This window comes from Rhizobium sp. SEMIA4064 (genome assembly GCF_003025035.1).
GTDB lineage: Bacteria > Pseudomonadota > Alphaproteobacteria > Rhizobiales > Rhizobiaceae > Rhizobium > Rhizobium paranaense.
Genome location: NZ_PYJN01000013.1, coordinates 454,202 through 479,043 on the forward strand (window position 1 = coordinate 454,202; position 24,842 = coordinate 479,043).

Annotated in this window: 24 protein-coding genes and 5 tRNA genes; 11 read left to right on the forward strand and 18 right to left on the reverse strand. The window is 58.9% G+C overall.

Annotation, left to right across the window (positions count from 1 at the left end; all coding sequences use genetic code 11):
* Window positions 1-21: 21 nt before the first annotated feature.
* The 5 genes from C9E91_RS08765 to phaC form a co-directional block, all read right to left on the reverse strand.
* Window positions 22-618, reverse strand: coding sequence for a dual specificity protein phosphatase family protein (locus tag C9E91_RS08765; RefSeq protein ID WP_107107901.1), 597 nt, complete (start codon window positions 616-618; stop codon window positions 22-24).
* Window positions 619-876: 258 nt separating this feature from the next.
* Complete coding sequence (radC, locus tag C9E91_RS08770; protein WP_414124013.1) at window positions 877-1,689, reverse strand: RadC family protein; 813 nt, start codon at window positions 1,687-1,689, stop codon at window positions 877-879.
* Window positions 1,690-1,731: 42 nt separating this feature from the next.
* The gene (gene map, locus C9E91_RS08775) at window positions 1,732-2,568 is read right to left on the reverse strand and encodes a type I methionyl aminopeptidase (RefSeq protein ID WP_107107903.1); all 837 of its coding nucleotides are present in this window, start codon (window positions 2,566-2,568) and stop codon (window positions 1,732-1,734) included.
* A gap of 2 nt (window positions 2,569-2,570) precedes the next feature.
* Window positions 2,571-3,320, reverse strand: coding sequence for a DNA/RNA nuclease SfsA (gene sfsA, locus C9E91_RS08780; RefSeq protein WP_107107904.1), 750 nt, complete (start codon window positions 3,318-3,320; stop codon window positions 2,571-2,573).
* A gap of 13 nt (window positions 3,321-3,333) precedes the next feature.
* Window positions 3,334-5,175 carry a class I poly(R)-hydroxyalkanoic acid synthase gene (gene phaC / locus C9E91_RS08785; protein WP_107107905.1) on the reverse strand — a complete coding sequence of 614 codons (1,842 nt, stop codon included), beginning with the start codon at window positions 5,173-5,175 and terminating at the stop codon, window positions 3,334-3,336.
* A gap of 158 nt (window positions 5,176-5,333) precedes the next feature.
* On the opposite strand from phaC, the gene C9E91_RS08790 reads away from it, so the two are divergent.
* From C9E91_RS08790 to recJ, 4 genes are all read left to right on the forward strand, one after another.
* Window positions 5,334-5,795 carry a hypothetical protein gene (locus C9E91_RS08790; protein ID WP_107107906.1) on the forward strand — a complete coding sequence of 154 codons (462 nt, stop codon included), beginning with the start codon at window positions 5,334-5,336 and terminating at the stop codon, window positions 5,793-5,795.
* A gap of 223 nt (window positions 5,796-6,018) precedes the next feature.
* Entirely contained in the window at window positions 6,019-7,239 is a 1,221-nt protein-coding gene (locus C9E91_RS08795) for an LL-diaminopimelate aminotransferase (RefSeq protein ID WP_107107907.1), read from the forward strand.
* Window positions 7,240-7,299: 60 nt separating this feature from the next.
* Window positions 7,300-8,619 carry a homoserine dehydrogenase gene (locus C9E91_RS08800; RefSeq protein WP_107107908.1) on the forward strand — a complete coding sequence of 440 codons (1,320 nt, stop codon included), beginning with the start codon at window positions 7,300-7,302 and terminating at the stop codon, window positions 8,617-8,619.
* A gap of 58 nt (window positions 8,620-8,677) precedes the next feature.
* Window positions 8,678-10,483: a single-stranded-DNA-specific exonuclease RecJ gene (gene recJ / locus C9E91_RS08805; protein ID WP_107107909.1), complete on the forward strand. Its 1,806-nt coding sequence runs from the start codon at window positions 8,678-8,680 to the stop codon at window positions 10,481-10,483.
* 62 nt (window positions 10,484-10,545) lie between these two features.
* Here recJ and C9E91_RS08810 read toward each other — a convergent pair.
* Window positions 10,546-10,620, reverse strand: a tRNA-Glu gene (locus C9E91_RS08810).
* 119 nt (window positions 10,621-10,739) lie between these two features.
* Window positions 10,740-10,814, reverse strand: a tRNA-Glu gene (locus C9E91_RS08815).
* Window positions 10,815-11,030: 216 nt separating this feature from the next.
* On the opposite strand from C9E91_RS08815, the gene C9E91_RS08820 reads away from it, so the two are divergent.
* A complete protein-coding gene (locus tag C9E91_RS08820; RefSeq protein ID WP_107108136.1) occupies window positions 11,031-12,230 on the forward strand; it encodes a M14 family metallopeptidase in 1,200 nt (399 codons plus the stop codon).
* A 137-nt stretch (window positions 12,231-12,367) separates the two neighbouring features.
* Here the strand turns inward: C9E91_RS08820 and C9E91_RS08825 are convergent.
* The 3 genes from C9E91_RS08825 to C9E91_RS08835 all read right to left on the reverse strand — a co-directional run bounded on the left by C9E91_RS08825 (window position 12,368) and on the right by C9E91_RS08835 (window position 14,051).
* A tRNA-Glu gene (locus tag C9E91_RS08825) sits at window positions 12,368-12,442 on the reverse strand.
* Between the two features lie 157 nt (window positions 12,443-12,599).
* Window positions 12,600-13,343, reverse strand: coding sequence for a hypothetical protein (locus C9E91_RS08830; RefSeq protein WP_245407455.1), 744 nt, complete (start codon window positions 13,341-13,343; stop codon window positions 12,600-12,602).
* 267 nt (window positions 13,344-13,610) lie between these two features.
* Window positions 13,611-14,051: a VOC family protein gene (locus C9E91_RS08835; protein ID WP_107107911.1), complete on the reverse strand. Its 441-nt coding sequence runs from the start codon at window positions 14,049-14,051 to the stop codon at window positions 13,611-13,613.
* Between the two features lie 197 nt (window positions 14,052-14,248).
* Here C9E91_RS08835 and C9E91_RS08840 point away from each other — a divergent pair, with 197 nt between their 5' ends.
* From C9E91_RS08840 to C9E91_RS08860, 5 genes are all read left to right on the forward strand, one after another.
* On the forward strand, window positions 14,249-14,827 hold the full coding sequence (locus C9E91_RS08840) for a cold-shock protein (protein ID WP_028753855.1): 579 nt from the start codon (window positions 14,249-14,251) through the stop codon (window positions 14,825-14,827).
* Between the two features lies 1 nt (window position 14,828).
* Window positions 14,829-15,338, forward strand: a complete 510-nt coding sequence (locus tag C9E91_RS08845; RefSeq protein WP_107107912.1) for a DUF192 domain-containing protein — start codon at window positions 14,829-14,831, stop codon at window positions 15,336-15,338.
* 127 nt (window positions 15,339-15,465) lie between these two features.
* Window positions 15,466-15,542: transfer RNA gene (locus tag C9E91_RS08850), tRNA-Pro, on the forward strand.
* Window positions 15,543-15,714: 172 nt separating this feature from the next.
* Complete coding sequence (locus C9E91_RS08855) at window positions 15,715-16,020, forward strand: ETC complex I subunit (RefSeq protein ID WP_107107913.1); 306 nt, start codon at window positions 15,715-15,717, stop codon at window positions 16,018-16,020.
* A 94-nt stretch (window positions 16,021-16,114) separates the two neighbouring features.
* Window positions 16,115-16,191 (forward strand) — tRNA-Arg (locus C9E91_RS08860).
* Between the two features lie 639 nt (window positions 16,192-16,830).
* Here the strand turns inward: C9E91_RS08860 and C9E91_RS19780 are convergent.
* The 6 genes from C9E91_RS19780 to C9E91_RS08890 all read right to left on the reverse strand — a co-directional run bounded on the left by C9E91_RS19780 (window position 16,831) and on the right by C9E91_RS08890 (window position 21,793).
* Window positions 16,831-16,992, reverse strand: coding sequence for a hypothetical protein (locus C9E91_RS19780; RefSeq protein ID WP_181316043.1), 162 nt, complete (start codon window positions 16,990-16,992; stop codon window positions 16,831-16,833).
* Window positions 16,993-17,147: 155 nt separating this feature from the next.
* The gene (locus C9E91_RS08870) at window positions 17,148-17,387 is read right to left on the reverse strand and encodes a hypothetical protein (RefSeq protein WP_107107915.1); all 240 of its coding nucleotides are present in this window, start codon (window positions 17,385-17,387) and stop codon (window positions 17,148-17,150) included.
* 149 nt (window positions 17,388-17,536) lie between these two features.
* A complete protein-coding gene (locus C9E91_RS08875; RefSeq protein WP_028754999.1) occupies window positions 17,537-18,310 on the reverse strand; it encodes an amino acid ABC transporter ATP-binding protein in 774 nt (257 codons plus the stop codon).
* A 17-nt stretch (window positions 18,311-18,327) separates the two neighbouring features.
* Complete coding sequence (locus tag C9E91_RS08880) at window positions 18,328-19,482, reverse strand: amino acid ABC transporter permease (protein WP_107107916.1); 1,155 nt, start codon at window positions 19,480-19,482, stop codon at window positions 18,328-18,330.
* A 1-nt stretch (window position 19,483) separates the two neighbouring features.
* Window positions 19,484-20,674 carry an amino acid ABC transporter permease gene (locus C9E91_RS08885; protein ID WP_107107917.1) on the reverse strand — a complete coding sequence of 397 codons (1,191 nt, stop codon included), beginning with the start codon at window positions 20,672-20,674 and terminating at the stop codon, window positions 19,484-19,486.
* 93 nt (window positions 20,675-20,767) lie between these two features.
* Window positions 20,768-21,793 carry an amino acid ABC transporter substrate-binding protein gene (locus tag C9E91_RS08890; RefSeq protein WP_107107918.1) on the reverse strand — a complete coding sequence of 342 codons (1,026 nt, stop codon included), beginning with the start codon at window positions 21,791-21,793 and terminating at the stop codon, window positions 20,768-20,770.
* Between the two features lie 376 nt (window positions 21,794-22,169).
* Here C9E91_RS08890 and C9E91_RS08895 point away from each other — a divergent pair, with 376 nt between their 5' ends.
* Entirely contained in the window at window positions 22,170-23,360 is a 1,191-nt protein-coding gene (locus C9E91_RS08895; RefSeq protein WP_107107919.1) for a cystathionine beta-lyase, read from the forward strand.
* Here the strand turns inward: C9E91_RS08895 and C9E91_RS08900 are convergent, their stop codons facing one another.
* On the reverse strand, window positions 23,361-24,524 hold the full coding sequence (locus C9E91_RS08900; protein ID WP_107107920.1) for an FAD-dependent monooxygenase: 1,164 nt from the start codon (window positions 24,522-24,524) through the stop codon (window positions 23,361-23,363). It abuts the gene before it with no gap.
* Between the two features lie 28 nt (window positions 24,525-24,552).
* Window positions 24,553-24,798, reverse strand: a complete 246-nt coding sequence (locus C9E91_RS08905) for a zinc-finger domain-containing protein (protein WP_028755005.1) — start codon at window positions 24,796-24,798, stop codon at window positions 24,553-24,555.
* Window positions 24,799-24,842 lie beyond the last annotated feature (44 nt).

Sequence of the window (24,842 nt, forward strand, 5' to 3'; positions counted from 1 at the left end):
AGATTATCTAACAGGAAATGATCAGGAGCTGGAAAGGCCAAGCCAAGGCTCGAGCTTTTCGAAAGTCCGGTCCATGGCATAGGCATCGGTAAAGGAAAGTGGCAGATGTCCGTAGATGATCGACATCTGACGTTCCGAAACCGCTTCGCCGGCTTTGGCGATAGCAGCGAGATAGAGGGCCGAGGCAAGCCCCGTGCGGTCTGCGCCGGCTTGGCAATGAATTAACAACGGCTTCGGTGCATCGCGCATGATCTGGACGAGTTGAGCTGCTTGCTCCCGGGTCAGTTCGCGACTGGCAGACATCTTGAAGTCGATGTGGTTGATATTGAGTTCCTTCGCCTGGGCGATTTCGTTGTCATACCAGGTGCGACCGTTGTTTTCGCCGCGCAAGTTTATGATGGTCTTGATGCCATACTGCTTCTGAAATTCGGCGATCGTCGCCGGCGACGGCTGAGACGAGCGGTAGACCTCTCCTGCGATGACGGGATGAAAATTCGTCGTCCAGAGCATATGGGCGTAGAAACCGCAGGCGATCAGCGCGAAGGGAGACAATGCAAAAAGAACACCGCGGCCGATACGGCGCAGACGTTGAGAAAGCGTCGAGGACGTCTTTTGCATGCAGTCTCCGGATACGCCGAACCTCGGGCGGATAAGGCGCAAATAAAACAACCGCTTCCCCCGACAAACGCGCCGATCTGGAGGCATTATCGTTTTGTCAGAACATCCTGACAATTACCTTAAAAGTGGAGGAGATATCGGGAGGCTGGAAACGATCGACGCTTCAGCGCCTCCAGAGCGCTACTCGCATCTTAAGGTAGAATAAAAACAATATAGTGCAATAATATTCTAATGTCTGAATGTATCTGGGAGGCCGATTCAGACCAATCGCAGCGCTCTGAAGCTGACATGGCCGTTCTTGCCGATGATAATATGATCGTGAACGGTGATACCCAAAGGACCGGCCGTGTCGATGATCGTCTTCGTCATCTCGATATCGGCGCGCGAAGGGGTGGAGTCCCCGGAGGGATGGTTGTGGACGAGAATCACGGCGGTGGCCGAGAGTTCGAGCGCCCGCCTGACCACCTCGCGCGGATAGACCGGCGTATGGTCGACCGTACCCAAACCCTGCACCTCGTCGGCGATCAGGGCATTGCGCTTGTCGAGAAACAGGATGCGAAACTGTTCGCGCGCCTCGTGCGCCATTGCTGCGTGGCAATAGTCGATCAGAGCCTTCCAGGAGGAGAGCACCGGCTTGCCCGTCAGCTCGCTTTTCAGCATGCGCTGCGCAACGCTCGCCACCAGCTTCAGGTCAAGGGCCACGGCTTCGCCGACGCCGCTGATTTCCTGCAGCAGATTGGTCGGCGCGCCGAAGACACCGCCAAGCGTGCCGAAACGGGCAAGCAGCGCCTTGGCAATTGGCTTGGTGTCGCGGCGCGGAATCAGCCGAAACAGCAGGAGTTCTAGGATTTCGTAATCGGCAAGCGCCGCATCGCCGCCATCGCGATAGCGATTGCGCAGCCTTTCGCGATGGCCGTGATAGTGAGCCTCGGCATTGGCCGGCGTGCTCGGCGGTTTTGCCGGTTTATCGCGCAGCGCGGCTTTGGCGGGTTGATGGGCGAAAAACAGCCGCTCGTCGAAAAGCGATGCGTCTTCAAGATCATCCGCCGCCCCGCCGCTATCGACGGTCATGTCGCCATGTCCGGAAGAGGAAGCGGGGCGCTTCGCCATCTATTACCCCTGCAGCGGCGGCAGGCCGGGACGGTCGAGGCCGCCGGGCGACAGGGTGAAGATCTCGCAGCCCGTGGCGGTGACGCCGACAGTGTGCTCATACTGCGCCGACAGCGAGCGGTCGCGCGTGACCGCCGTCCAGCCGTCGCCAAGCACTTTCACATGCGGTCGTCCGAGATTGATCATCGGCTCTATGGTGAAGATCATGCCTTCGCGCAGTTCCGGGCCTTCGCTGGCGCGGCCGTAATGCAGGATGTTCGGTGAATCATGGAAGAGGCTGCCGACGCCATGGCCGCAGAAGTCCCGGACGACGGAGCAGCGCTCCGCTTCGGCATAGGTCTGGATCGCCTCGCCAATGGCTCCGGTCCGGGCACCGGGGCGAACGGCGGCAATGCCGCGCATCAGCGATTCATAGGTCACTTCCAGCAGCCGTTCCGCCGAGCGCTTGATCTCGCCGACAGGATACATGCGGCTGGAATCTCCATGCCAGCCGTCGAGCACATAGGTCACATCGATATTGACGACATCGCCGTCGCGCAGCGGCTTGTCATTGGGTATGCCGTGGCAGACGACGTGATTGATCGACGTGCAGGAGGATTTCATATAGCCGCGATAGTTCAGCGTCGCCGGATAGGCGCCGTGATCCATGCCGAACTCGAAGACGAAGCGGTCGATGACGTCGGTCGGTACGCCGGGCCCGACAACGGCAGCCAGTTCGTCTAGGCAGCGTGCAGTCAACTGGCATGCCTTGCGCATTCCTGCGAAAGCATCCGGGCCGTAGAGGCGGATGGCACCTGTATTCTTCGACGGCGCCGTTGCCGCTTCGATGTAATTCACCATGATCAGCCTTCAGCAGAAATCTTTATACTGGTATTTAATGCAGCTATGCCGGGTTCGTCTATCGGGATCAACCCAGCCGGCGTTATTTCCGTCGACGAAACCCTGCATTTCAACGCGTAGACTTCGACGCCGCGTTTCAAAGCTCGCTCGAAGGCTGCCGCGTAAACCGTGTCGAGATCGCAGCAAACACGAAAGCGCTGGCAGTCGTGCCGTTGGATCACGAACAGCATGACGGCGCGGTATCCCGCTTCCGCCATATCGCCGAGTTCTTCGAGATGCTTGGCGCCGCGGGCTGTCACCGTATCGGGAAATTCGGCAAGGCCCGGCTGGCGCATGAAATGTACATTCTTGACTTCGACATAGGTGGTCGTCCGCAAAGGGTCGGTCAAGAGCAGGTCGATGCGGGAATTGCGACCATAATTTTGCTCGCGCCGCAGGGTCGTGTAATCGCCGAGGTCGGAAATCTGGCGGAGAGCGATCGCTTCCGCAGCCAGCCGGTTCGGCATGGCGGTATTGACCCCGACCGTGGTGCCATCGGCCTCGATCAGTTCGAAGACGTGACGATATTTGCGCTTCGGACTTTCGTGTTCTGAAAGCCAGATGCGCGAACCCGGTGTCGTCAGGCCTTGCATCGAGCCTGTGTTCGGGCAAGAGCCGGTGATGATCTCGCCGCTCTCCAGTTCGGCATCGAAAAGGAAGCGTTTATAGCGGGCGATCAGCCGCGCGGGGACGAGGGGCGGGTTGAACAGCATGGATAACAGCCGCTTAGGCGCGCTCCATGACGAAGCTGCCGGGTGCTTCTTCGATGGCGTTCAATGCTGCGCCACCGGGCTTGCGAGCGGGCACCATACGGCTGTCGTTGCTCTTGATCCATTCGAGCCAATGCGGCCACCAGGAGCCTGGCGTCTCCTTGGCTTCGCCCAGCCATTGATCATAGTCACCCTTGACCGCGCCGCCCGTCCAGAACTGGTATTTGTGCTTGTCCGGCGGGTTAACGACGCCGGCGATATGACCGGAGCCAGTCACCACGAATTCCACCGGCCCACCGAAGAACTGGCTGCCGATGAAGACGGATTTGGCCGGCGCGATGTGGTCCTCGCGTGTCGCCAGATTGTAGACGGGTATCTTGACGTCCTTCAGAGACAGCTTTTTGCCGTCGAGCACCATCTTGCCTTGGCTCAGAGCGTTGTCGAGATAGCAATTGCGCAGATAAAACGAATGGTTGGCTGTGGCCATTCGTGTGGAATCGGCGTTCCAGAAGAGGAGATCGAAGGGCAGGGGTTCCTGGCCCTTCAAATAGCTGTTGACGAAATAAGGCCAGATCAGCTCGGAGGCGCGCAGCATGTTGAAGGCCGTCGCCATTTTCGAACCTTCGAGATAGCCGACCGCCTTCATCTGCTCTTCCAGCGACGAGATTTGCTCCTCATCGACGAAGACCTTGAGATCGCCGGCAAAGGTGAAGTCGACCTGCGTGGTCAGAAAGGTCACGGTGCGGATACGCTTGTTCTTTTCCTTGGCATGCAGGGCGAGCGTTGCCGCCAGCAGCGTACCGCCGACGCAATAGCCGACGGCGTTGACCTCTTTCTCTCCAGTTGCCTTCTCGATCGTATCCAGCGCGAAATCGATGCCTTCGCGCGCATAGGACGTCCAATCCTTGGCCGCGTGGCGCTCATCCGGGTTCACCCAGGAGATGACGAAGACGGTGTGCCCCTGTTCGACACACCATTTGATGAAGGATTTCTGCGGATTGAGATCGAGAATGTAGAATTTGTTAATCCAGGGCGGGCAGATCAGCAGCGGCCGCTTCAACACCTTGTCCGTTGCCGCCTCATATTGAATGACCTGGCAGACGTCGCTCTGCGCGATCACCTTGCCCGGCGTCAGTGCCATGTCCCGTCCGACAGCGAATTTCGTCATATCGGTCTGGCGCAACCGCAATTCGCCGCGGCCGGCGCTGATATCCTCGGCAAACATCTTCATGCCGCGCACCAGGTTTTCCGCATTGGACGCGACGGTCTCGCGGTAGAGCTGCGGATTGGTGGCGACGAAATTGGTCGGCGACAGCGCCGCGGTGATCTGCTTGGTGTAGAAGGAGGCCTTGTGGCGCGTGTGCTCGTCCAGCCCTTCGGCATCGGTGACCAGCTTGTCCGCCCAGCCGGCGGTCAGGAGATAGGTCTGACGCAGGAAATCGAAGAAAGGATTTTTCTGCCAATCCTCGTCGGCGAAGCGTCTGTCCTTCACCGGTTCAGCCTCGGCAGCCGAATCGCCGCTGAGCCGCTGCATGGTTTTCGTCCACAGGCCGAAATAGCCGGATAGCAGATAGGTCTGCGCCTCCAATGTCCGGCGTGGATCGGAAAGCCAGTATTCGCTGACCTTGGAGAGCGTCTTGACGATATCGGTCATCGGATCGGCGACGGTGTCGATCTTCTCGCCGCGCTCGCGTGGCGCAAGCCATGCGGAAGCGGCCTTGCCGAGATTTTCCAACGCACGGGCAAAGTTGACGGCCATCGCCTCGGGGTCTTTGACAATGTAAGGCTCGACCGACTTCGGGTCGAAGCCGGGAAAGGTGCCGTGGCTATCACTGTTGTCCCGCTTGCTGTCGGTCACGCATCATCCTCCCGGCGGCAGCTCACTTTTGTTTTCCATTTGTACATCTTGCTGGAAAAGGAATACAAGTCGAATGAAACGCAACCCTGCTCTTGCTTTGCCGCTGCGACAAATTTAACAGTCGCAACCCACGGCAAGGAATAGAGCAGGACGACAATATGGGCGGCGGCATGGTGGCAAGACTCAACCGGTATTCCGTACTCTGCGGTGCTTTGTGCGGCATTCTCGCGCTGGCGCTTGCCGGCTGCACGACGCCTGAGGAAAAGGCGGCCTTTGCCAAGAGCAAGCAGGCCCCACAGGCTGTGGTCGTCAAGTCCGCCGAGGGCAAGCCGGTCGACGAGGGCAACACGCAGCAGCACTACAAGGACGGTTACCCCTCCTTCAACGCTCCCCCGACGGCGGCGAATGTCCAGATCAACGACCAGCAGGCGGCCGATATCGGCAAGCAATTGACGGCGCTCGGTGCACAGCACAAGGCCGGCACGATTACCGACGCCGAATATCAGAAACGCGTGGCCGAGATGCGCAAGCTCGCCGCCGAACACGGCCAGGATACGTTGTCGGAAATTCAGCAGCAGAGCGCCGAGCCCAGCCAGACGCCCGCGCCGACGCAGAATTAGCCTTGCGTTTGAGGCGATTTGGACGCAAAGCGTTCAGCTAGGCTGAATTTCGATGTTTCTTCCTGGGTTGATAGTAGATTGCGTCTATAACCGCCAAAGATTCACCGTATCCTTCGCGTCAGTATAGTTGCGGCGCCGCGATTCCGGAGTTCGTATCGCGGCTCACCGAGAGATTGACGAACTTCATTGCGGTTGTAAGGGCCGCTGTCCCATGGGGAAAGAAATGGAAGAGTTTCATAAAGTCCGGCGCTTGCCGCCCTACGTCTTCGAACAGGTCAACCGTTTGAAGGCCAGCGCGCGAGCGGGCGGGGCCGACATCATCGACCTCGGCATGGGCAATCCGGACCTTCCGACCCCCAAGGCCATCGTCGACAAGCTCTGCGAAGTGGTCCAGGACCCGCGCACGCATCGCTATTCCTCATCCAAGGGCATTCCCGGTCTGCGCCGCGCGCAGGCCGCCTATTATGCCCGCCGCTTCGGCGTCAAGCTCAATCCGGATACGCAGGTGGTCGCCACCCTCGGCTCCAAGGAAGGCTTCGCCAACATGGCGCAGGCGATCACGGCGCCGGGCGACGTTATCCTGTGCCCGAACCCGACCTATCCGATCCATGCCTTCGGCTTCCTGATGGCTGGTGGCGTTATCCGCTCGATGCAGGTCGAACCGGACGACAGCTTCTTCCCGCCGCTGGAACGGGCCGTGCGCCATTCGATCCCGAAGCCGCTGGCACTGATTCTCAACTATCCGTCCAACCCGACGGCCTATGTTGCGACGCTGGATTTCTACAAGGAAGTCGTCGCCTTCGCCAAGAAGCACGACATCATCGTGCTGTCGGATCTTGCCTATTCGGAAATCTACTTCAACGACGATCCGCCGCCGTCCGTCCTGGAAGTTCCGGGCGCGATGGACGTCACGGTCGAGTTCACCTCGATGTCGAAGACCTTCTCCATGCCCGGTTGGCGCATGGGCTTCGCCGTCGGCAACGAGCGTCTGATCGCGGCTTTGACGCGCGTCAAATCCTACCTCGATTACGGTGCCTTCACGCCGATCCAGGTGGCGGCGACGCATGCGCTGAACGGTGACGGCTCCGATATCGCGGAAGTTCGCAACATCTATAAGCGCCGCCGCGACGTGCTGGTCGACAGCTTCGGCAAGGCCGGCTTCGATGTGCCGCCGCCGGCAGCGACGATGTTTGCCTGGGCGAAGATCCCGGAAAAATTCCGTCATCTCGGTTCGTTGGAATTCTCGAAGCTTCTGGTCGAGAAGGCCGATATCGCAGTGGCGCCCGGCATCGGCTTCGGCGAGCAGGGCGACGATTACGTCCGCATCGCGTTGGTCGAGAACGAGCATCGCATCCGTCAGGCGGCGCGCAATTTGAAGCGCTTCCTCTCCACCGCGGATGAGACCATGCATAATGTGATTTCACTGAACGCCCATCGCTCCTAATTTTTCACGGCAGCCGTTTTCGCGGCTGCCGTGCCCCAAGACATTGATCAGGAATTCCTCATGGCAGATGCCCTCAAAATCGGCATTGCGGGCTTGGGCACCGTTGGTGCCTCGCTTGTCCGTATCATTCAGAGCCGCGCCAACGAGCTTGCCGTTACCTGCGGCCGTCCCGTCAAGATCGTCGCCGTCACGGCCCGCGATCGCAGCAAGGATCGTGGTATCGACCTTACCGGCATCGAATGGTTCGGTGGTCCGGTCGATCTGGCGCAGAAGGCCGACATCGACGTCTTCGTCGAATTGATCGGCGGTGCCGAAGGGGCGGCCAATGCCGCCGTGCGCGCAGCCCTTGCCCGCGGCCTGCATGTCGTCACCGCCAACAAGGCGCTCCTTGCCTATCATGGCGTCGAACTGGCCGAGATTGCCGAAGAGAAGGGCGCGCTGCTTAACTTCGAAGCGGCGGTCGCCGGCGGCATTCCCATCATCAAGGCGCTGCGTGAATCCCTGACCGGCAACACGATCTCGCGCGTCTACGGCATCATGAACGGCACCTGCAACTACATCCTGACCCGGATGGAGAAAGAGGGCCTGTCCTTCGCCGATTGCCTGAAGGAAGCCCAGCGTCTCGGTTATGCCGAAGCTGATCCGGCCTTCGACATCGAGGGCAACGACACGGCGCATAAGCTCGCCATCCTGACGACGCTTGCCTTCGGCAACCGCATCGCGGCCGACGATATCTATCTCGAGGGGATCACCAATATCTCCATCGAGGATATCCGCGCCGCTGCCGACCTCGGTTATCGCATCAAGTTGCTCGGCGTCGCCCAGCGCACTGAGACCGGCATTGAACAGCGCGTTCACCCGACCATGGTGCCGCTCGAATCGGTCATCGCCCAGGTCGACGGCGTCACCAATGCCGTCGCGGTCGAATCGGATATTCTCGGCGAACTGCTGATGGTCGGCCCTGGCGCCGGCGGCAATGCGACGGCTTCCTCCGTGCTCGGCGATATCGCCGACATCGCCAAGAGCCAGCCGGGTGCGCAGCGCGTGCCGGTGCTCGGTCATCCGGCGAAGGCGTTGGAACCCTATCGCAAGGCGCAGATGCAGAGCCACGAAGGCGGCTACTTCATCCGCCTGACCGTTCTCGACCGCACCGGCGTTTTCGCCAGCGTCGCGACCCGCATGGCGGAAAACCACATCTCGCTGGAATCGATCGTGCAGCGTGCAACGCAGCACCTGGCCCCGGCTCATCATCAGACGATCATCCTCGTTACCCATGCGACGACGGAGGATTCGGTGCGCAAGGCCGTCGCCGCAATCAAGACCGAGGGCTACCTCGTCGGCGAGCCGCAGGTCATCCGCATCGAGCGGCCGAAGGAATAATTCTGACGACCAAGGCCCGTTCCGACAAATCGGAATGGGCCTTCCAATTCTGGGAGAGATGGTGGAACAGCCGGCAGATCCTGTGCAGCGGGCATTTCTGGGCGTCGAACGCTCCGTCTCCGGCAACCGCTGGATTTCCCGGCTCGACCAGGCCGGCCAGAACCGGGCGCTGGCCATCGCTCAAACTCATGGACTGCCGGATCTGATCGCCCGCGTTCTAGCCGGCCGCGGCGTCGGCCTCGAAGAGGCCATGGCCTTCCTCGATCCCACGATCCGCAGCCTGATGCCCGACCCCCATCTGCTGACAGACTGCGAGAAGGCGGCGCAACGCCTGCTGCGCGCCATCAAAACGGGCGAGACGGTCGCGATCTTCGGTGATTACGATGTCGACGGCGCAGCATCCTCGGCGCTGCTCTATCGTTTTCTCACTCATTTCGGCGTGACGGCCAGCATCTATATTCCAGACCGCATCTTTGAAGGCTATGGCCCGAATCCGGTTGCCATCAACCAACTCATCGATAACGGCGCAACGTTGATCGTTACCGTCGATTGTGGTTCCACCAGCTTCGAATCGCTGGAAGCGGCGAAGGCTCGCAATATCGACGTCGTCGTCATCGATCATCATCAGGTTGCGCATGAGCTGCCGCATTGCCACGCGCTGGTCAATCCGAATCGGGAGGATGATCTGTCGGGGCAGGGACATCTCTGCGCCGCCGGCGTTGTCTTCCTGGTTTTGGTTGCGGCCCTGCGGCAGTTGCGCGAGGCAGGCGATGCCCGGGTCCGCTCCATGGACCTGCTTGCCTGGCTCGATATCGTCGCCCTGGCGACGGTTTGCGATGTCGTACCCCTGAAGGGGCTGAACCGCGCCTACGTCGTCAAAGGCCTGATCGCAGCGCGCCATCAGGGCAATCCCGGCCTTGCCGCTCTGTTTCGAAAAGCTGGGCTCGGCGGCCCCGTAAGCCCTTATCACTTTGGTTTCATGATCGGCCCGCGCATCAATGCCGGCGGGCGTATCGGCGATGCGGCGCTTGGCGCCCGGCTGCTGACGCTCGACGTTGCCTCCGAGGCCGAGACGATCGCCGAGAAGCTGGACGAGCTCAATCGCGAGCGCCAGGCGATGGAAGCCGCCATGCTGCAGGAGGCGGAAGCCGAAGCGCTGGCCGAATATGGCAATGGCGACGGAGCCTCCGTCATCGTCACGGCGCGGGAAAGCTGGCATCCCGGCATCGTCGGTCTGATTGCCTCGCGGCTAAAGGACAAGTTCCGTCGCCCGGCTTTTGCCATTGCTTTTGATAGGATGGGGCGGGGCACGGGCTCCGGGCGCTCGATCAACGGTTTCGACATGGGCCGCATGGTGCGCGCCGCCGTCGACGCCGGCCTGCTCGTCAAGGGCGGCGGTCATGCCATGGCGGCGGGCCTGACGGTCGAGCGCGCCAATCTCGGCAAACTCCGCGCCTTCTTCACCGAGAAGGCAGAAAGACAAGTCGCCGGCCTCGTCGCCAATGAAACACTGAAGATCGATGGCGCGCTCGGTGCCGGCGGTGCGACGGTGGAGCTGGTCGACCAGCTCGAAACCGCCGGCCCCTACGGCTCCGGTCACCCACAGCCGATTTTCGCCCTTCCAAGCCACCGCCTGCGTGATTCACGCCTCGTCGGCCAATCTCACATCAAGATCACCCTGGAAGCCCAGGATGGCGGCCGCCTCGACGGCATCGCTTTCCGCGCCGTTGAAACGCCCCTCGGGGAGCTTCTGCTCTCCTCCCGCGGATCACAGATCCACATCGCCGGCACGCTCGGTGCCGATCATTGGCAGGGCGCAAGGCGCGTGCAGTTGCGCGTAATGGATGCCGCCAAGGCGCCGTGAACTGCGAACGGAAAATCGCCGCTTTAGCACAGAGAAATCAGAGTTTTAGGGAAGGGAAGCAGTGGCACGCCCTAGGGGAGTCGAACCCCTCTTTACAGAATGAAAATCTGTCGTCCTAACCGATAGACGAAGGGCGCGTGCTGTGGCGCCCTTATAGTCAGCACCTTTTGTTCTCGCAAGCGGAAAATCGAGAAAAATCTACGGGTAGAGGCGGATTTTTCGAGGCAATTGTGGAAAAGCTCGGAATGGGTCCTGTTGGTACGCCCTAGGGGAGTCGAACCCCTCTTTACAGAATGAGAATCTGTCGTCCTAACCGATAGACGAAGGGCGCAGGCTGCGCTTGCGATCATATAGGAATAGCGCAAAGCCGCCGCAAGCGGAAGCTGGATCATTGATCGCAACCCTCGACATAGGTCTTGCAGCAATCATGCAACCTTGCGAATTCGCCGGCATACCGGTATTTTAAGTTGAGCGGGATTTTGCGACCGATATGCATGCCGTGCTGCCGCACGAACGTTGCCTTTCACAATCACAAAAGGATCCCATCATGCCGGACAAGTCTGCAAGCGGTATCGATCGCCGCGATCTGATAATGGCATCCATCGCGACGGTCGGCGCCGTTGCCACAGCCGCCATCACCGTCAACGCTGGTCCAGCGAATGCTGAGGACGCAGCGATACCTCCTGCCAATCCGTCATCGGGAACGGTCTATACCGGCGATGTTATCGAAGGCAAAAAGGTCGTCAGCGCGCTCGATGTCAACGACCTGGAGCCCGGCAAGAAGCACCTCTTGTATTTCCGGGGTGTTGAGATGCCGACCGGACAGCACTGGCATGTGTCTGTGATGGTCGCCAAGGGAGTAAAGCCGGGCAAGCGCGGTGTCCTGACCAGTGGCGTACATGGCGACGAGATGAGTTCCATGCATACGGTCCAGCTCGTGATGAACCAGCTCGACCCGGCGCAGATGTCGGGCACGGTGATGGCGGTCACAGACGTATCCCCCGCGGCCCTGGGAAGCATGCAGCGCAGATGGCCCAACCAGGGCAGGGGCATCGATCTGATCGATATGAATCGGGAGTGGCCCGGGAACGAGAACGGCGCCACCGCGCCCAGCCGACACGCCGGGCTTCTGTTCAATCGGCTGCTGCGACCGAACGCCGACTTCGCGATCGACTTCCACACCGGGACAACCGGATTTGAAGTCACGGCATTCAATATTGGCGGTATGGATGTGCCCGAGGTCAAGGCGATGGTGGAGTTGTACCCCGTCGGCCAGATCTTCGACAATCACGTCTATCCCGGTGTCCTGCACAACGCGTTCATGGATGTGGGCATCCCGGCATTCACGCCGGAAATCGGCGCTCCGCGCGTCTTAGACCTAGAAATGATCTCGCTCTTCGTGGAAGGCACAATGAACGTCCTCAAGCATCACGGCATCGTTGCCGGGCCGATGGGGCGTACAGGCAAGGACGTGACGGTTTTTGTCGGTAACAGCGCGTTCCCGATCCTGGCCACCGCGGGCGGGCTCGTTGAGCATCTGGTCAAACTCAATGATAAGGTCGGAGCCGGACAGAAGGTTGCCATCCAGCGCAATAGCTTCGGCGAGGTGGTTGCGGAATATACAAGCGGCGTGGCCGGAGAGATAACGGGCCAGCGCAGCGATGCAATGTCCGAGCCGGGCAATCCCTTGGTGTTCATCCTTTTCAACAAGCCGGCGCCGGAGGATGTTCAGGTCTATCCCGAGTAGTCACATCGAGCACCACACATCAGACTTTTTCAACATTCTCGGTCATTGCCGTAAGTTCGGCTGATGACGAACGCGTTTCCGCTTGGGGTCGATCGCGGACCCAAGTACTCGGTTTTGTTCTGAAGTGATGGAAACAGTGGCACGCCCTAGGGGAGTCGAACCCCTCTTTACAGAATGAAAATCTGTCGTCCTAACCGATAGACGAAGGGCGCGTGCTGTTGTGTGGCGCGCTTATAGCGGGGTGATTTCATTCCCGCAAGCGCCTATTTCGCTTTTTCTTGGAAAAAATGACAGAAGCATAACGCTTCGGCGAAGTTTGAATAAGCATGCCTTAACAGCATGTTGCGCCAATTTGCAGAAGGGGCGGGCTTAGAGCCCCCCGCCACTCTGCGGCTGCGTTATCAGCGGCTTGCCATCCTGGCCCTGGCCCTTCGAGGCAACGATATGCGCCAGCATCAGGGCCTCCTTGCTGTCTATCCTACGAGCGTTGGAACCGCGAGCGGGCAGGATTTTCGAGGGCGTTGCGTCCGCAGTCGGCTTCATCGGGCTCCCCGATGCATAGGCGGCGTTGCGGACGACGGGTGGCGGAATCACCGCCTGCGACGTTTGGTCGACGGGCATTCCGCCGTTACCCTGTTGTGGCGTGACATTCTGCGTCGCGCTTGGCGGCATGCTATAGACGCTGCGCATGATCGGCGTGATTCCCTGCGATTGTCCCGGCTGGGTATTGGCCAGCGTTCCGTCCGGATTGACGGCAATCGGCGGGGGTGCCGAATAGATGCTGCTTCTGTTGGCGTTGACACCCGTCGGCTGCGTCACCAGGCCGGCAATGCCGGCCGGCGCATCGGTGGCCACAGGCGTTGCCCCGGCTGGTGCCGGCGGGAAGAAGGATTGGCTGTTCGTCTCTTCGGCGACCATCTGTTGCCGGGTGCCATGCACGCTGTGCACCATTGGATCGCGATAGGCGAGATCGCCCTTTTGCCGTTTCGCGTCGGCTTTGGTGTTGAGGGCATCGGCAAGCTGTTCGGCAGCACTGGGCTGCGGTTCGGCCGCGGCCGCCTGTTTCTGTTTGTCACCTGCCGTCGCGCAGCCAGCGAGCATCAGAAATGACATGGCGACGGCAATAGAGCTTGCGAGCTTTTTATTGCCGGATAAAATCTGCTGATCGCACAAAGGACGTTCCCCGCTTAAAAGTTGGCACCGGAACGGCCTCTTGCGAGGGACGATGATCTCGCGCGGTTCTAAACTGGGAACGATGACCGCGCGAAATCCGATGCATGATGCTTCGAGTCGTTCCAAGCATGCCGGAGAGCGGGTATGGCCGGCAAGCGCGAAACCGATGGCTCCGCGCGCGCCGCAAGCCTCACGAAAGCTAGCGCTTTACCAAGCGCCAGTATTGGGCATCGAAGCCCAGGGCTCGGCGGAAGCCAGGTTGGCGCCCTTCTGCAGGATCTCGATGGAAATGCCGTCCGGAGAACGCACGAAAGCCATGTGACCATCGCGGGGCGGCCGGTTGATTGTAATGCCATTGTCCATAAGCTTCTGGCAGATTGCGTAGATGTCATCGACCTCATAGGCGAGGTGACCGAAGTTGCGTCCTCCGGTATACTCCTCAGGGTCCCAGTTGTAGGTGAGCTCCAGACTGGGGGCACCGCTGCTTCGGGAAGCCTCTGCATCTTCGCTGGCAGCAAGGAAAACGAGTGTGAAACGGCCTTTCTCGTTTTCATAGCGACGGGTTTCGGTGAGGCCGAAGAGAGTGCTATAAAAGTGCAGTGAAGCGTCGAGATCGGTAACGCGGACCATGGTGTGGAGATAACGCATACTGTTTCCTCTCTAATGTTTGTGCTGAGACGATCATGAAACGAGACACCAGCTTCAGGCAAGACTCGGCGCGCTAATCTACGGATGGGAATAAACGAAAACTAGGACTTGCGCTTTTCCGTTACCAAGATGTTAATCTTGATTTCAAGGAATCAGTTAACTGTAACAGTGTGACGCGTAATCGAGGGCTGGCTAAGATGGGTGACAGAATTTCATCGAAGGGAATCGTCGACTTCGGAGAGATGTCGGGCGAGGCCGTCGAGCTCATCGAAATCTCCGGCGTCGTCAAATGGTTCGACGTCGCCAAGGGTTTTGGCTTCATCGTTCCGGATAACGGCATGCAGGACGTTTTGTTGCATGTGACGTGCCTGCGCCGCGACGGTTATCAGACCATTCTCGAGGGAACGCGCATCGTTGCGCTGATCCAGCGTCGCGAACGTGGGTATCAGGCTTTCAAGATCCTCTCCATGGATCAGTCGACCGCCGTGCATCCGTCGCAGATGCCGCCGGTGCGCACCCATGTGCAGGTCACGGCGACAAGCGGCCTAGAGCGCGCCTTGGTCAAGTGGTTCAACCGCACCAAGGGCTTCGGTTTCCTGACGCGCGGTGAGGGCACGGAAGACATCTTCGTGCATATGGAAACGCTGCGTCGTTTCGGTCTGGCGGAGTTGCGGCCGGGGCAGGTGGTTCTCGTCCGCTTCGGGCCGGGTGAGAAGGGACTGATGGCGGCGGAAATCCATCCGGATGCGCCAAGCCCGGTGACGCGGCCGCATTGACATGATCAGAGCTACGTTTTCTGCTGTTTTGAAGAGCGCCGTCGTGGCGCTTTTTCTTGTCGGGGCATCCGTTCCAGCCTTCGCGGCGCAAGCGGCCAGCGAGAAAGCGGTAACGTTCGATTCGGAACCTCTGTCGATCAAAACGGCAAAGGGCGTGACACACAAATTCACCGTGGAATTGGCTTTGACCGAGCCGCAGCTCGAGTACGGCCTGATGTATCGCAAGAGCATGCCGGCTGATCACGGCATGCTTTTCGATTTCGGTGCGCCGCGCCCCGTCATGATGTGGATGAAGAATACCGTATTGCCGCTCGATATGCTCTTCCTGGACAAGAGCGGCGTCGTAACGCACATTCAGGAAAACGCCTCACCCTATTCGGAAGCGATCATCAATTCCGGCGGGCCGGTGCTTTACGTTATTGAGCTAAACGGCGGTACCGCCAGAAAACTCGGCCTTGCCGTCGGCGACAAGGCGACCAGCGCCACGATTTCCGCCAAGCTCGGCAAATAGATTTTCCCCGGGGATCAGCGCTTCAACGCCATTTTAGCTGTTGCAGCACGGAGATGAACCGTGTATCTCCCCACTCGTTCCGCTGAGCGGAACAACGCGATCTCCTGAAGGGATTACGCGACAGGTACGGAGTGTAGCGCAGTCTGGTAGCGCATCTGGTTTGGGACCAGAGGGTCGGGAGTTCGAATCTCTCCACTCCGACCATTTAAATCCCCCTAATATCTATGAATCAGAATGCCGCCTGGCAGCCTTTTTGCTTGAAAACAAAGGGATTCGCGGCTAAGCAAATCCCACAATGCTCTGCCATTATAGGCTGGGCGAAGACGAGAGAAGCAAAAAGGCGGGACTGTCCCGCTTATCCGGAGGCGCTGCAGCGATGCCTGCCAAGATTTACCGTCCCGCAAAAACCGCCATGCAATCCGGCAAGGCCAAGACCCATTTGTGGGTTCTGGAATTCGACCAGGAAATTCCGCGCAGGATCGATCCGATCATGGGCTATACCTCCTCGGCCGATACGCGCCAGCAGCTCAAGCTGACTTTCGAGACGCAGGAACAGGCCGAAGCCTATGCACAGCGCAACGGCATCGAATACCGCGTCCTTGCCCCTAAGGACGCCAACCGCCAGGTTGTCTCCTATACCGATAACTTCCGTTTCAATCGCATTCAGCCCTGGACCCATTGATCCAGCATTCGTTGAATTCGATGGCCATTGAGTTTGACGGAAGTTTCAGGCATGTGTTGTCAGCCGCGAACGGTTCGCGGCGGCTTGGTTTTCAGGCCCCTTAGCTCAGCTGGATAGAGCACCTGCCTTCTAAGCAGGTGGTCGCAGGTTCGAATCCTGCAGGGGTCGCCATCTCCTTTTTAACTAATTGATTTTGAATGATTATTTTCCTGCTCCTCCTCGCTGGATCGGAGTGAGGGGTTAGGATGTTCTCGTTTCACTGAGTTTGTCCGCATTCAGCCCGAGGCTGCGATATAGCTTGTGACACGCGGCGAACGATAGGGCGGCGAGGAAAAGGTGGGGCTGGAGTACCGGTTACTGTCCATCGCACGGGAATCCCAATAGCCTCTAGTTTCCACTCGTTGCAAAATCGAATAACATCTCTCTTTATGACAGGTGGTCAAAGAGAGCATTAGGGGTGTCTATGCAGCCGATCTACTACAGGCTCGCGAGAGCAGTCGCCTTCGGCATTCTGATTATTTTTCCCGCTGTTTTCGTGGCTTCCTGCTCGACGGTCGGCGGACAATCTGGTTCCGCAACCGCAAGAAAATCGACAGATCCCGCCACCGCCAAAGACAAAGCGGCTGACCGTCGGCGATGGTCAGAGAGAGTCCAACGAGATAATCAGTTAGCTCCAAGCGGGTCGCAACCGGGTTCCTATGGCTCTGTCCGTCCTCTCTTGACTTGGTGAGCGATAGACTTGTGGACTGCCCTGTTGCATCCATTATTTGTCAGTCTGTTGCAGCACACAACGCCACAACAGAGCCAGACTCAATGCGTCTCCATTGGCCAACCGCCAGCATCTGCCGGTCTGGTTGCATTCACTGCCATGTCGATGAGGTCATAACCGGCCACTGCACCGATCACTCTTACAACGATGATTGCTGCGCTGAGAAGCGCCAGCGCAGCGATTATCCTGTCGCTTTTCTTCACGTGCCGTCTCGTCCCCCCGATGCCTATAAACTGCATCCCCAAGCAGCGGTCGGCAATATATCGAGTTTAGGGCGGGGCGCTACGACTATGTTCTTGCCGCCGGCCTTTACGTTACGGCGCCTCAGAAAGGGACGCCTTTGAGCGGCGACAATCGGTCAGGCGACGTTGAGGTCGGCGATCTCCCCGTGCCGGGCTAGGAGGCGAGGGGAGGTCATGTCGCCGGTCTCTTCGTCGACCATGACCGCATAGGCGGCGACGCCGACGAAACGCGCGGACATGGAAGAGGCGATCTTTTCGGCGCTGGCGGCGCTCGACGCCTGCCGCATCTCTCCTGGGACCAGATTTCCACGGTTCTTCTTATAGGGAAGGATAATAAATTTTTCGCCGGATGCCATTGTGCTCGCCCTGATTTGTTCACACAATGTTCTGGTTTGCACCAAGTGTCAATATGGTTAACTGCAGTAGCCGTCGCAAATCCGAATGCATATAGAAAAACCCGCCGGCTGGGTCGCAGCCGACGGGTTTTGATTGTCGTGTCGTCCGTTCAGTGCAAGATCTGGCTCAAGAACAGCTTGGTGCGTTCGTGCTGCGGATGTTCGAAGAATTCCTTCGGCGAGTTTTGCTCGACGATCTGGCCCTGGTCCATGAAGATCACGCGGTTGGCGACCTGGCGGGCGAAGCCCATTTCGTGGGTGACGCAGAGCATGGTCATGCCTTCTTCGGCGAGACCCACCATCGTATCCAGCACTTCCTTGATCATTTCCGGGTCGAGTGCCGAGGTCGGCTCATCGAACAGCATGATCTTCGGGTTCATGCAGAGCGAACGGGCGATCGCCACACGCTGCTGTTGACCGCCGGAAAGCTGGCCAGGATATTTCTTCGCCTGCTCCGGAATCTTGACGCGGGTGAGGAAGTGCATCGCAATTTCCTCCGCCTGCTTCTTCGGCATCTTGCGCACCCAGATCGGCGCCAGCGTGCAGTTTTCCAGGATCGTCAGATGGGGGAAGAGGTTGAAGTGCTGGAACACCATGCCGACTTCGCGGCGGACTTCGTCGATCTTCTTCAGGTCGTTCGTCAGTTCCGTGCCATCGACGATGATCTGGCCCTTCTGATGCTCTTCAAGGCGGTTGATACAGCGGATCATCGTCGATTTGCCCGAGCCGGAAGGCCCGGCAATAACGATTCGCTCGCCGCGCATGACCTTAAGGTTGATGTCGCGCAGCACGTGGAAATCGCCGTACCACTTGTTCATGTTGATCATTTCGACTGCAACTTCCGTGTCGGAAATGGTCAGTTTTTTGGGTTGGGCGTCAGCCATATTTTTTCCCTCAGTTTTTATCGTTTGTGGCCAGTGTCGAGATGGCGTTCCATGAAGCCTGAATAGCGCGACATGCCGAAGCAGAACAGCCAGAATATGAAGCCCGCGAAGACCAGACCCGTAAGCGGTGTCACGGCGCTTGCCCAATTTGCGTCGGAAAAGTTTTGTCGAACGATGCCGAGCAGGTCGAACATGCTGATGATCGACACCAGCGACGTGTCCTTGAACATGCCGATGAAGGTGTTGACGATGCCGGGTATGACGAGCTTGATCGCCTGCGGCAGAACAATCAGGCGCATCTTTTGCCAGTAGCCGAGGCCGAGCGAATCGGCACCTTCGAACTGCCCCTTCGGAACCGCCTGCAGACCGCCGCGGATGACTTCGGCCATGTAGGCCGAGGTGAAGATCGAAACGCCGACGACGGCGCGCAGCAGCTTGTCCACCGTCCAGCCCTGCGGCAGGAAGAGCGGCAGCATGACGCTGGCCATGAACAGTACCGTAATCAGCGGAATGCCGCGGATGACCTCGATGAAGAGGACGCACAGCATGCGGATGACGGGCATTTTCGAGCGTCGTCCGAGCGCAAGCAGGATGCCCAAAGGAAATGATACGATGATTGCGACGAAGGAAAGGACCAGCGTTACCATCAGGCCGCCCCACTTCTGCGTTTCCACGACCGGGAGGCCGAAGCCGCCGTAAAGCAGGAAAAACGAGACGATAGGGAGGACGATAAACGCCAAAATGGCATTCAACCCCTTTTTAGGCACCGACGGTATCATCATCGGCGCAAACAGGATGATGGTGAGAATGGCGACCAGTGCCGGACGCCAGCGCTCATCCGGCGTGTAAAGGCCGACCATGAAGATGGTGAACTTCGCCCGGACGAAGGCCCAGCAAGCGCCGCTCCAGCCGTCAGGTTGCGTCCCGCCTTGCACGGTCGTGGCGCAGAATGTGCGATCGGTACCGTTCCACACCGCCTGGACGAACAGCCAGTTGACGACATGCGGAATGGCCCAGGCGAGAAAGGCTATGGCAAGGATGGTTAGAACGACATCCTGCGGCGTCGCCAGTAGATTTTTCCTGACCCAGTGAATGACGCCTTTTTCGCTTGAGGGCGGCGGCAATTGGGGGAGGATGGTTTTGCTCACAAAGCTTTGGCTTCCGTTGGACATCTTATCTCTCCACCAAAGCCATCTTGGCGTTGAACCAGTTCATGAACAGCGACGTCGCGATGCTGAGCGTAAGATAGACAAGCATCCAGATGACGAAGACTTCGATGGCTCGACCAGACTGATTGAGAATAACGCCGCCGACGGCGACCAGATCGGCATAGCCGATGGCGATCGCGAGCGAGGAGTTCTTCGTTAGATTGAGATACTGGCTCGTCAACGGCGGAATGATGATGCGCATTGCCTGTGGAATGACGATGAGCCGCGTGATGGCGCCGGAGCGAAGCCCGAGCGCGCCGGCAGCTTCCGACTGCCCCTTGGCAACGGCGCGAATGCCGCCGCGAACGATTTCGGCGATATAGGAAGCCGTATAGAAGGAAAGCGCCAGGAATAGCGAGATGAATTCCGGTCCAATGACAGAGCCGCCTGTCAGATTGAACTTGCCTGCGACAGGATAGTCAAAGGAAAGCGGCATGCCAGCTGCGAAGAAGGTCAGGAGCGGTAAACCGATGAATATCGCCACGGCCACCCAAATCGTGTGAAATTGCTTGCCGGTCGCCGCCTGGCGCTTGTGCGCCCAACGGGCCACGAAGAATATGGCGATGATGGCGACCACGACGGCGATGCCGACAGCCCACATCCCGGCACCGAAAATCGGGCTTGGAAAGGCAAGGCCGCGATTGCTCAGATAGCTGGAGAACGGCAGGTGCAGGGCCTCACGAGCCTGCGGCAGCAGCACCAGCACGCCGCTATACCAGAAGAAGATAACGAGCAGCGGCGGGATATTTCGGAACAACTCGACATAGGCCTGGCAGAGCTTAGCGATCAGCCAGTTATGTGAAAGCCGGCCGATACCGACGATGAAGCCGATGATCGTCGCTGCGATGATGCCGGATATTGCGATGAGAATGGTATTGAGCAGGCCGACGACGAGCGCGTTGATGTTTGTGGAATCGCTCGAAAATGGAATCAGCGCTTGGCCGAGATTGAAGCCGGCGCGTCCGCCCAGAAACGAAAATCCAAAAGGCTGGTTTGACGCACGCAGATTCTCGGCGGTGTTGTGGATAACGAAGCCGATGAGCGCCAGCAGAATTGCGATGGTAAAGACTTGGTAAACCAAGCCTCGGACTTTGGGATTATTGATCGCTGATCCGGACGATCGTTCGCCCTCGGGCGAATTTATTGTAATTGCCATGCAGACTTTTTCCCCTCTGTGCCCGTTTCGGGCTTGTTTTCTTAAGGGAGGAAAGGCGGAAAACCGCCTTTCCCAATGTCATGCGGTCGCGGCTTAGCGGACCGGGGGTGCGTACTGAATGCCACCCTTGTTCCACAGAGCGTTCAGGCCACGCTGGATCTTCAGCGGGCTGCCGGCGCCGATGTTGCGGTCGAAGACTTCGCCGTAATTGCCGACGCCCTTGATGATATTATACGCCCAATCGTTGGTCAGGCCGAGGTCCGTGCCGATGGTCGAGCCCTGCTCGGCGCCGAGGAAGCGCTTGATGTCCGGGTTGGCCGAATTCTTCATCTCGTCGACGTTCTTCTGCGTAATGCCGAATTCTTCGGCATTGATCAGAGCATAAGCCGTCCAGCTCACGATATCGAACCACTGGTCGTCGCCCTGGCGAACGGCCGGTCCGAGCGGCTCCTTGGAGATGATTTCCGGCAGAACGACGTTGTCGTCAGGGTTCTTCAGCGTCAGGCGCAGCGCATAGAGGCCGGACTGGTCGGTAGTATAAACGTCGCAACGGCCGGAGTCGTAAGCGGCGTTGACTTCTTCGAGCTTGTCGAAGACCACCGGATTGTACTGAAGGTTGTTGGTCTTGAAGTAGTCGGCGAGGTTGAGCTCGGTCGTCGTACCGGATTGAACGCAAACGGCGGCGCCGGAGAGTTCCAGAGCCGACTTTACGTTCAGCTCCTTACGAACCATGAAGCCCTGGCCGTCATAATAGGTGACCGGGCGGAAGTTGAGGCCGAGCGCGGTATCGCGGTTGATCGTCCAGGTGGTGTTGCGCGAAAGCAGGTCAATTTCACCGGACTGCAGCGCAGTGAAGCGGTCTTTCGCGCTGAGAGGGGTGTACTTCACCTTGGTTACGTCGCCGAAGACAGCAGCAGCGACAGCCTTGCACAGGTCAACGTCGAAGCCGGCATAGTTCCCGGAGGCGTCGGGCTGTGAAAAGCCAAGAAGGGCACTATTTACGCCGCATTGAACAAAGCCCTTGGCCTTCACATCGCTCAACGTCGAAGCCGACGCGCCAGAAGCGGTGTATGCCAAAGCTGCCGCTCCGAGGAATACGGACAGAGCAATCTTTTTCATCTTTCCCAACCTTTGTCTATTGTTTTATAGTTAAAGCTTATCGCTCCCGAAGCAGGCTCTCGGAGAACCGTGTTCCTCACTCTCCCGGTGCGAGTGATCCTATCACAGTCGTAAATGCATTTGCGGTCAAGACACAGCCCAACTTATTGAGGAATAATTCGGCGTTTTCGCTGGTTTAGGTTCGAAATCGGGCGTTTGGCTTCTATTTGAGCAGCATTTTGCCAAAAAACTGCGCGAAAATGACGGATTATTCCGTCATTCCCGTATTTTAGCTTGTGCATAAATATTAGAATTTTCTGGATCGTTCGGGGGTTGACCCCGCCGCGCTTGGCAGCCACTAATCGAAGTCTCCACAGCGCCAAAGGCATACCCAGACATGAAAGACAAAGACACATTGCTGCAGAACGCCGGCATCAACACGCGTTTGTCCCACATCGGTAATTCGCCCTCCGATTTCCACGGCTTCGTCAATCCGCCGGTCGTGCATGCCTCGACGGTGCTGTTCCCGAATGCGCGAACCATGGAGCTGCGTGACCAGAAATATACCTATGGCACGCGCGGCACACCGACGACCGATGCGCTTTGCGAGGCTATCGACGCACTGGAAGGATCGGCCGGAACAATCCTGGTGCCGTCCGGCCTTGCAGCGATCACCGTGCCGTTCCTTGCCTTTCTGTCGTCAGGCGACCACGCACTGATCGTCGATTCAGTCTACGGGCCGACGCGCATCTTCTGCGATACCATGCTGAAGCGTCTGGGTGTCGAGGTCGAATATTACGATCCTTTGGTCGGCGCCGGCATCGAGCTGCTGATCAAGCCGAACACCAGGCTGGTGCACACAGAAGCGCCGGGCTCCAATACCTTTGAAATGCAGGATATTTCCGCGATTTCGACCGTCGCTCATCGTCATGGCTGCGTCGTCACCATGGACAATACCTGGGCGACGCCTGTCTATTTCAAACCATTGGATCATGGCGTCGACATCTCCATTCACGCGTCGACGAAATATCCGGCCGGTCACTCCGATATTCTGATGGGGACGGTATCCGCCAATGCCGCTCATTGGGAGCAGTTGAAGGAAGCCAATATCCAGCTCGGCATCTGCGGCGCGCCGGATGATGCCTATCAGGTGCTGCGGGGCCTGCGCACCATGGGCGTGCGCCTCGAGCGCCATCAGGAAAGCGCGCTCGCCATCGCGCAATGGCTGGAGAGCCGCGACGACGTCGCACGCGTGCTGCATCCGGCCTTGCCGAGTTTCCCGAGCCATGAACTTTGGAAACGCGACTTCAAGGGATCGAGCGGCATTTTCTCCTTTGTGTTGGCCACCGACCGTCCAGAGAAATTCAAGGCCAAGGCGCACGCCTTCCTCGATGCGCTGCGGATTTTCGGTCTGGGCTATTCCTGGGGCGGTTTCGAAAGCCTCGCGTTGCACGTCAATCTCAACGACCGACGCATCAGCAAAGCGCCGTCGGAAGGGCCAGTGCTGCGCCTGCAGATCGGTCTTGAGGACGTCGCCGATATCAAGGCCGATATCGAAAAAGGCCTTGCTGCCGCGAAAGAGGCCTGATCAGCCCATGGCGCGATAGCCGTAGACCCAATCCAGATCCGCCGCGAGCTTTTGCGGCGGACGCATGGAAAGAACGAAATTGCGGGCCAGCCGCACGGGTCCGCGGGCATGATAGGCGAATTGGTTGAGGGCAGCGCGTTGGCGCAGGCGCGCGATGCGCGGCGTGCGATGCTTTTCGAAAAGATCGAGTGCTTCGGTGAGGGGATGAGACGCCACCATACCGGCGAGTTCGAAGGCATCCTCGATCGCCATGGCAGCCCCTTGCGCCGCAAAGGGCATCATCGCATGCGCTGCGTCGCCAATTAATACGACATCCTTGCCATTGTGCCAGCGACCGACGCTTGCTTCGTAGAGCGGCCAGAAGGTGGCTTGTTCCTGGCGCTCGAGCATTGTCGTGATGGCATCGTTCCAGCCTGAGAAGTGCCGCAGAAGATGCTCGCGTTGCGCCTTGGTGCCGGTGGCGCTCCAATCATGGCTCGCACTGCTTCCGGACATAATCGCAACGATGTTGAAGGCGGCATGTTCCTTGATCGGATAGCTGACGAGATGTGCCGAAGAACCAAGAAACGCCGTGACGCTCGTTCTGTCCAGGACGCTCGAGGCGGATACCTCGGGGATGGTGAAACGCCAGGCAATATTGCCGGAGAAATGCGGCGAGGGGGCGCCAGGCACCAATGCGCGCGTCCTCGACCAGACGCCATCGGCGCCGACGATCAGATCCACGTCCATGCCGCCGATCTCGTTCAATCCGTTCGCGTCTGTCCTATTGATATCGTGGCCGAGATGCAGCGTGCACAACGGGTTGGCCGTCACCGCGGCGAGAAGCGCCTTTTGCAGCGTCGCACGATGAACAGCGCCATAGGGGGCGCCCCAGCGCTCCCTGGCGAAACTGCCGCAGGGCACGGATGCGAGCAGCCGCAAGGACGAACCGGAGACCAGCCGCACCTCTTTCGGTTCCAGCCAGACAGGCCGAAGGGTGTCGAGCACGCCGAGCGTGTCGAGAATGCGGGATGCGTTGGGAGAGATTTGCAGGCCGGCGCCGACTTCGGTCAGCGCTTCGGCCCGTTCGAAAATGTCCGAGCGAATGCCATGCCTGGCAAGCGCTAGCGCCGCGGTGAGGCCGGCTATTCCGGCACCGATGATCGCGGCAGTCTTGATCGGCATTTGAGCTATGTCCGATCCGCTCTCAGGATCAGGCGGCCTTGAAATGGAAGACGCAGCCTGCCGGATTGGTCTCGTCGGCCTTCAACGACGGATTGTAGCGATAGAGTGTCGAGCAGTAGGAGCAGACCTTCTCGCTTTCATCGCCCATGTCGATGAAGATATGCGGATGGTCGTAGGGGACCGAGGCGCCGGTGCACATGAATTCCTTCACGCCGATCTCGATAACGCGGTGTCCGCCGTCGTTCTGGAAATGGGGAATGTTGTGGCCGGCCATGGTGATCTCCGAATGCGTCTTGCCTTAGATGGCGCCAGACTTGA

Coding starts and splice junctions, on each gene's coding strand:
- C9E91_RS08890 (WP_107107918.1), bottom strand. CDS start 21,793: ATGAAAAAGATTGCTCTGTCCGTATTCCTCGGAGCGGCAGCTTTGGCA.
- recJ (WP_107107909.1), top strand. CDS start 8,678: ATGGTGGAACAGCCGGCAGATCCTGTGCAGCGGGCATTTCTGGGCGTC.
- C9E91_RS08885 (WP_107107917.1), bottom strand. CDS start 20,674: ATGGCAATTACAATAAATTCGCCCGAGGGCGAACGATCGTCCGGATCA.
- C9E91_RS08870 (WP_107107915.1), bottom strand. CDS start 17,387: ATGGCATCCGGCGAAAAATTTATTATCCTTCCCTATAAGAAGAACCGT.
- C9E91_RS08765 (WP_107107901.1), bottom strand. CDS start 618: ATGCAAAAGACGTCCTCGACGCTTTCTCAACGTCTGCGCCGTATCGGC.
- C9E91_RS08880 (WP_107107916.1), bottom strand. CDS start 19,482: ATGTCCAACGGAAGCCAAAGCTTTGTGAGCAAAACCATCCTCCCCCAA.
- C9E91_RS08895 (WP_107107919.1), top strand. CDS start 22,170: ATGAAAGACAAAGACACATTGCTGCAGAACGCCGGCATCAACACGCGT.
- C9E91_RS08835 (WP_107107911.1), bottom strand. CDS start 14,051: ATGCGTTATCTCCACACCATGGTCCGCGTTACCGATCTCGACGCTTCA.
- map (WP_107107903.1), bottom strand. CDS start 2,568: ATGGTGAATTACATCGAAGCGGCAACGGCGCCGTCGAAGAATACAGGT.
- C9E91_RS08790 (WP_107107906.1), top strand. CDS start 5,334: ATGGGCGGCGGCATGGTGGCAAGACTCAACCGGTATTCCGTACTCTGC.
- C9E91_RS08820 (WP_107108136.1), top strand. CDS start 11,031: ATGCCGGACAAGTCTGCAAGCGGTATCGATCGCCGCGATCTGATAATG.
- C9E91_RS08875 (WP_028754999.1), bottom strand. CDS start 18,310: ATGGCTGACGCCCAACCCAAAAAACTGACCATTTCCGACACGGAAGTT.
- C9E91_RS08795 (WP_107107907.1), top strand. CDS start 6,019: ATGGAAGAGTTTCATAAAGTCCGGCGCTTGCCGCCCTACGTCTTCGAA.
- C9E91_RS08840 (WP_028753855.1), top strand. CDS start 14,249: ATGGGTGACAGAATTTCATCGAAGGGAATCGTCGACTTCGGAGAGATG.
- C9E91_RS08845 (WP_107107912.1), top strand. CDS start 14,829: ATGATCAGAGCTACGTTTTCTGCTGTTTTGAAGAGCGCCGTCGTGGCG.
- C9E91_RS08830 (WP_245407455.1), bottom strand. CDS start 13,343: ATGTCATTTCTGATGCTCGCTGGCTGCGCGACGGCAGGTGACAAACAG.
- C9E91_RS08900 (WP_107107920.1), bottom strand. CDS start 24,524: ATGCCGATCAAGACTGCCGCGATCATCGGTGCCGGAATAGCCGGCCTC.
- radC (WP_414124013.1), bottom strand. CDS start 1,689: ATGACCGTCGATAGCGGCGGGGCGGCGGATGATCTTGAAGACGCATCG.
- C9E91_RS08855 (WP_107107913.1), top strand. CDS start 15,715: ATGCCTGCCAAGATTTACCGTCCCGCAAAAACCGCCATGCAATCCGGC.
- C9E91_RS08905 (WP_028755005.1), bottom strand. CDS start 24,798: ATGGCCGGCCACAACATTCCCCATTTCCAGAACGACGGCGGACACCGC.
- C9E91_RS08800 (WP_107107908.1), top strand. CDS start 7,300: ATGGCAGATGCCCTCAAAATCGGCATTGCGGGCTTGGGCACCGTTGGT.
- sfsA (WP_107107904.1), bottom strand. CDS start 3,320: ATGCTGTTCAACCCGCCCCTCGTCCCCGCGCGGCTGATCGCCCGCTAT.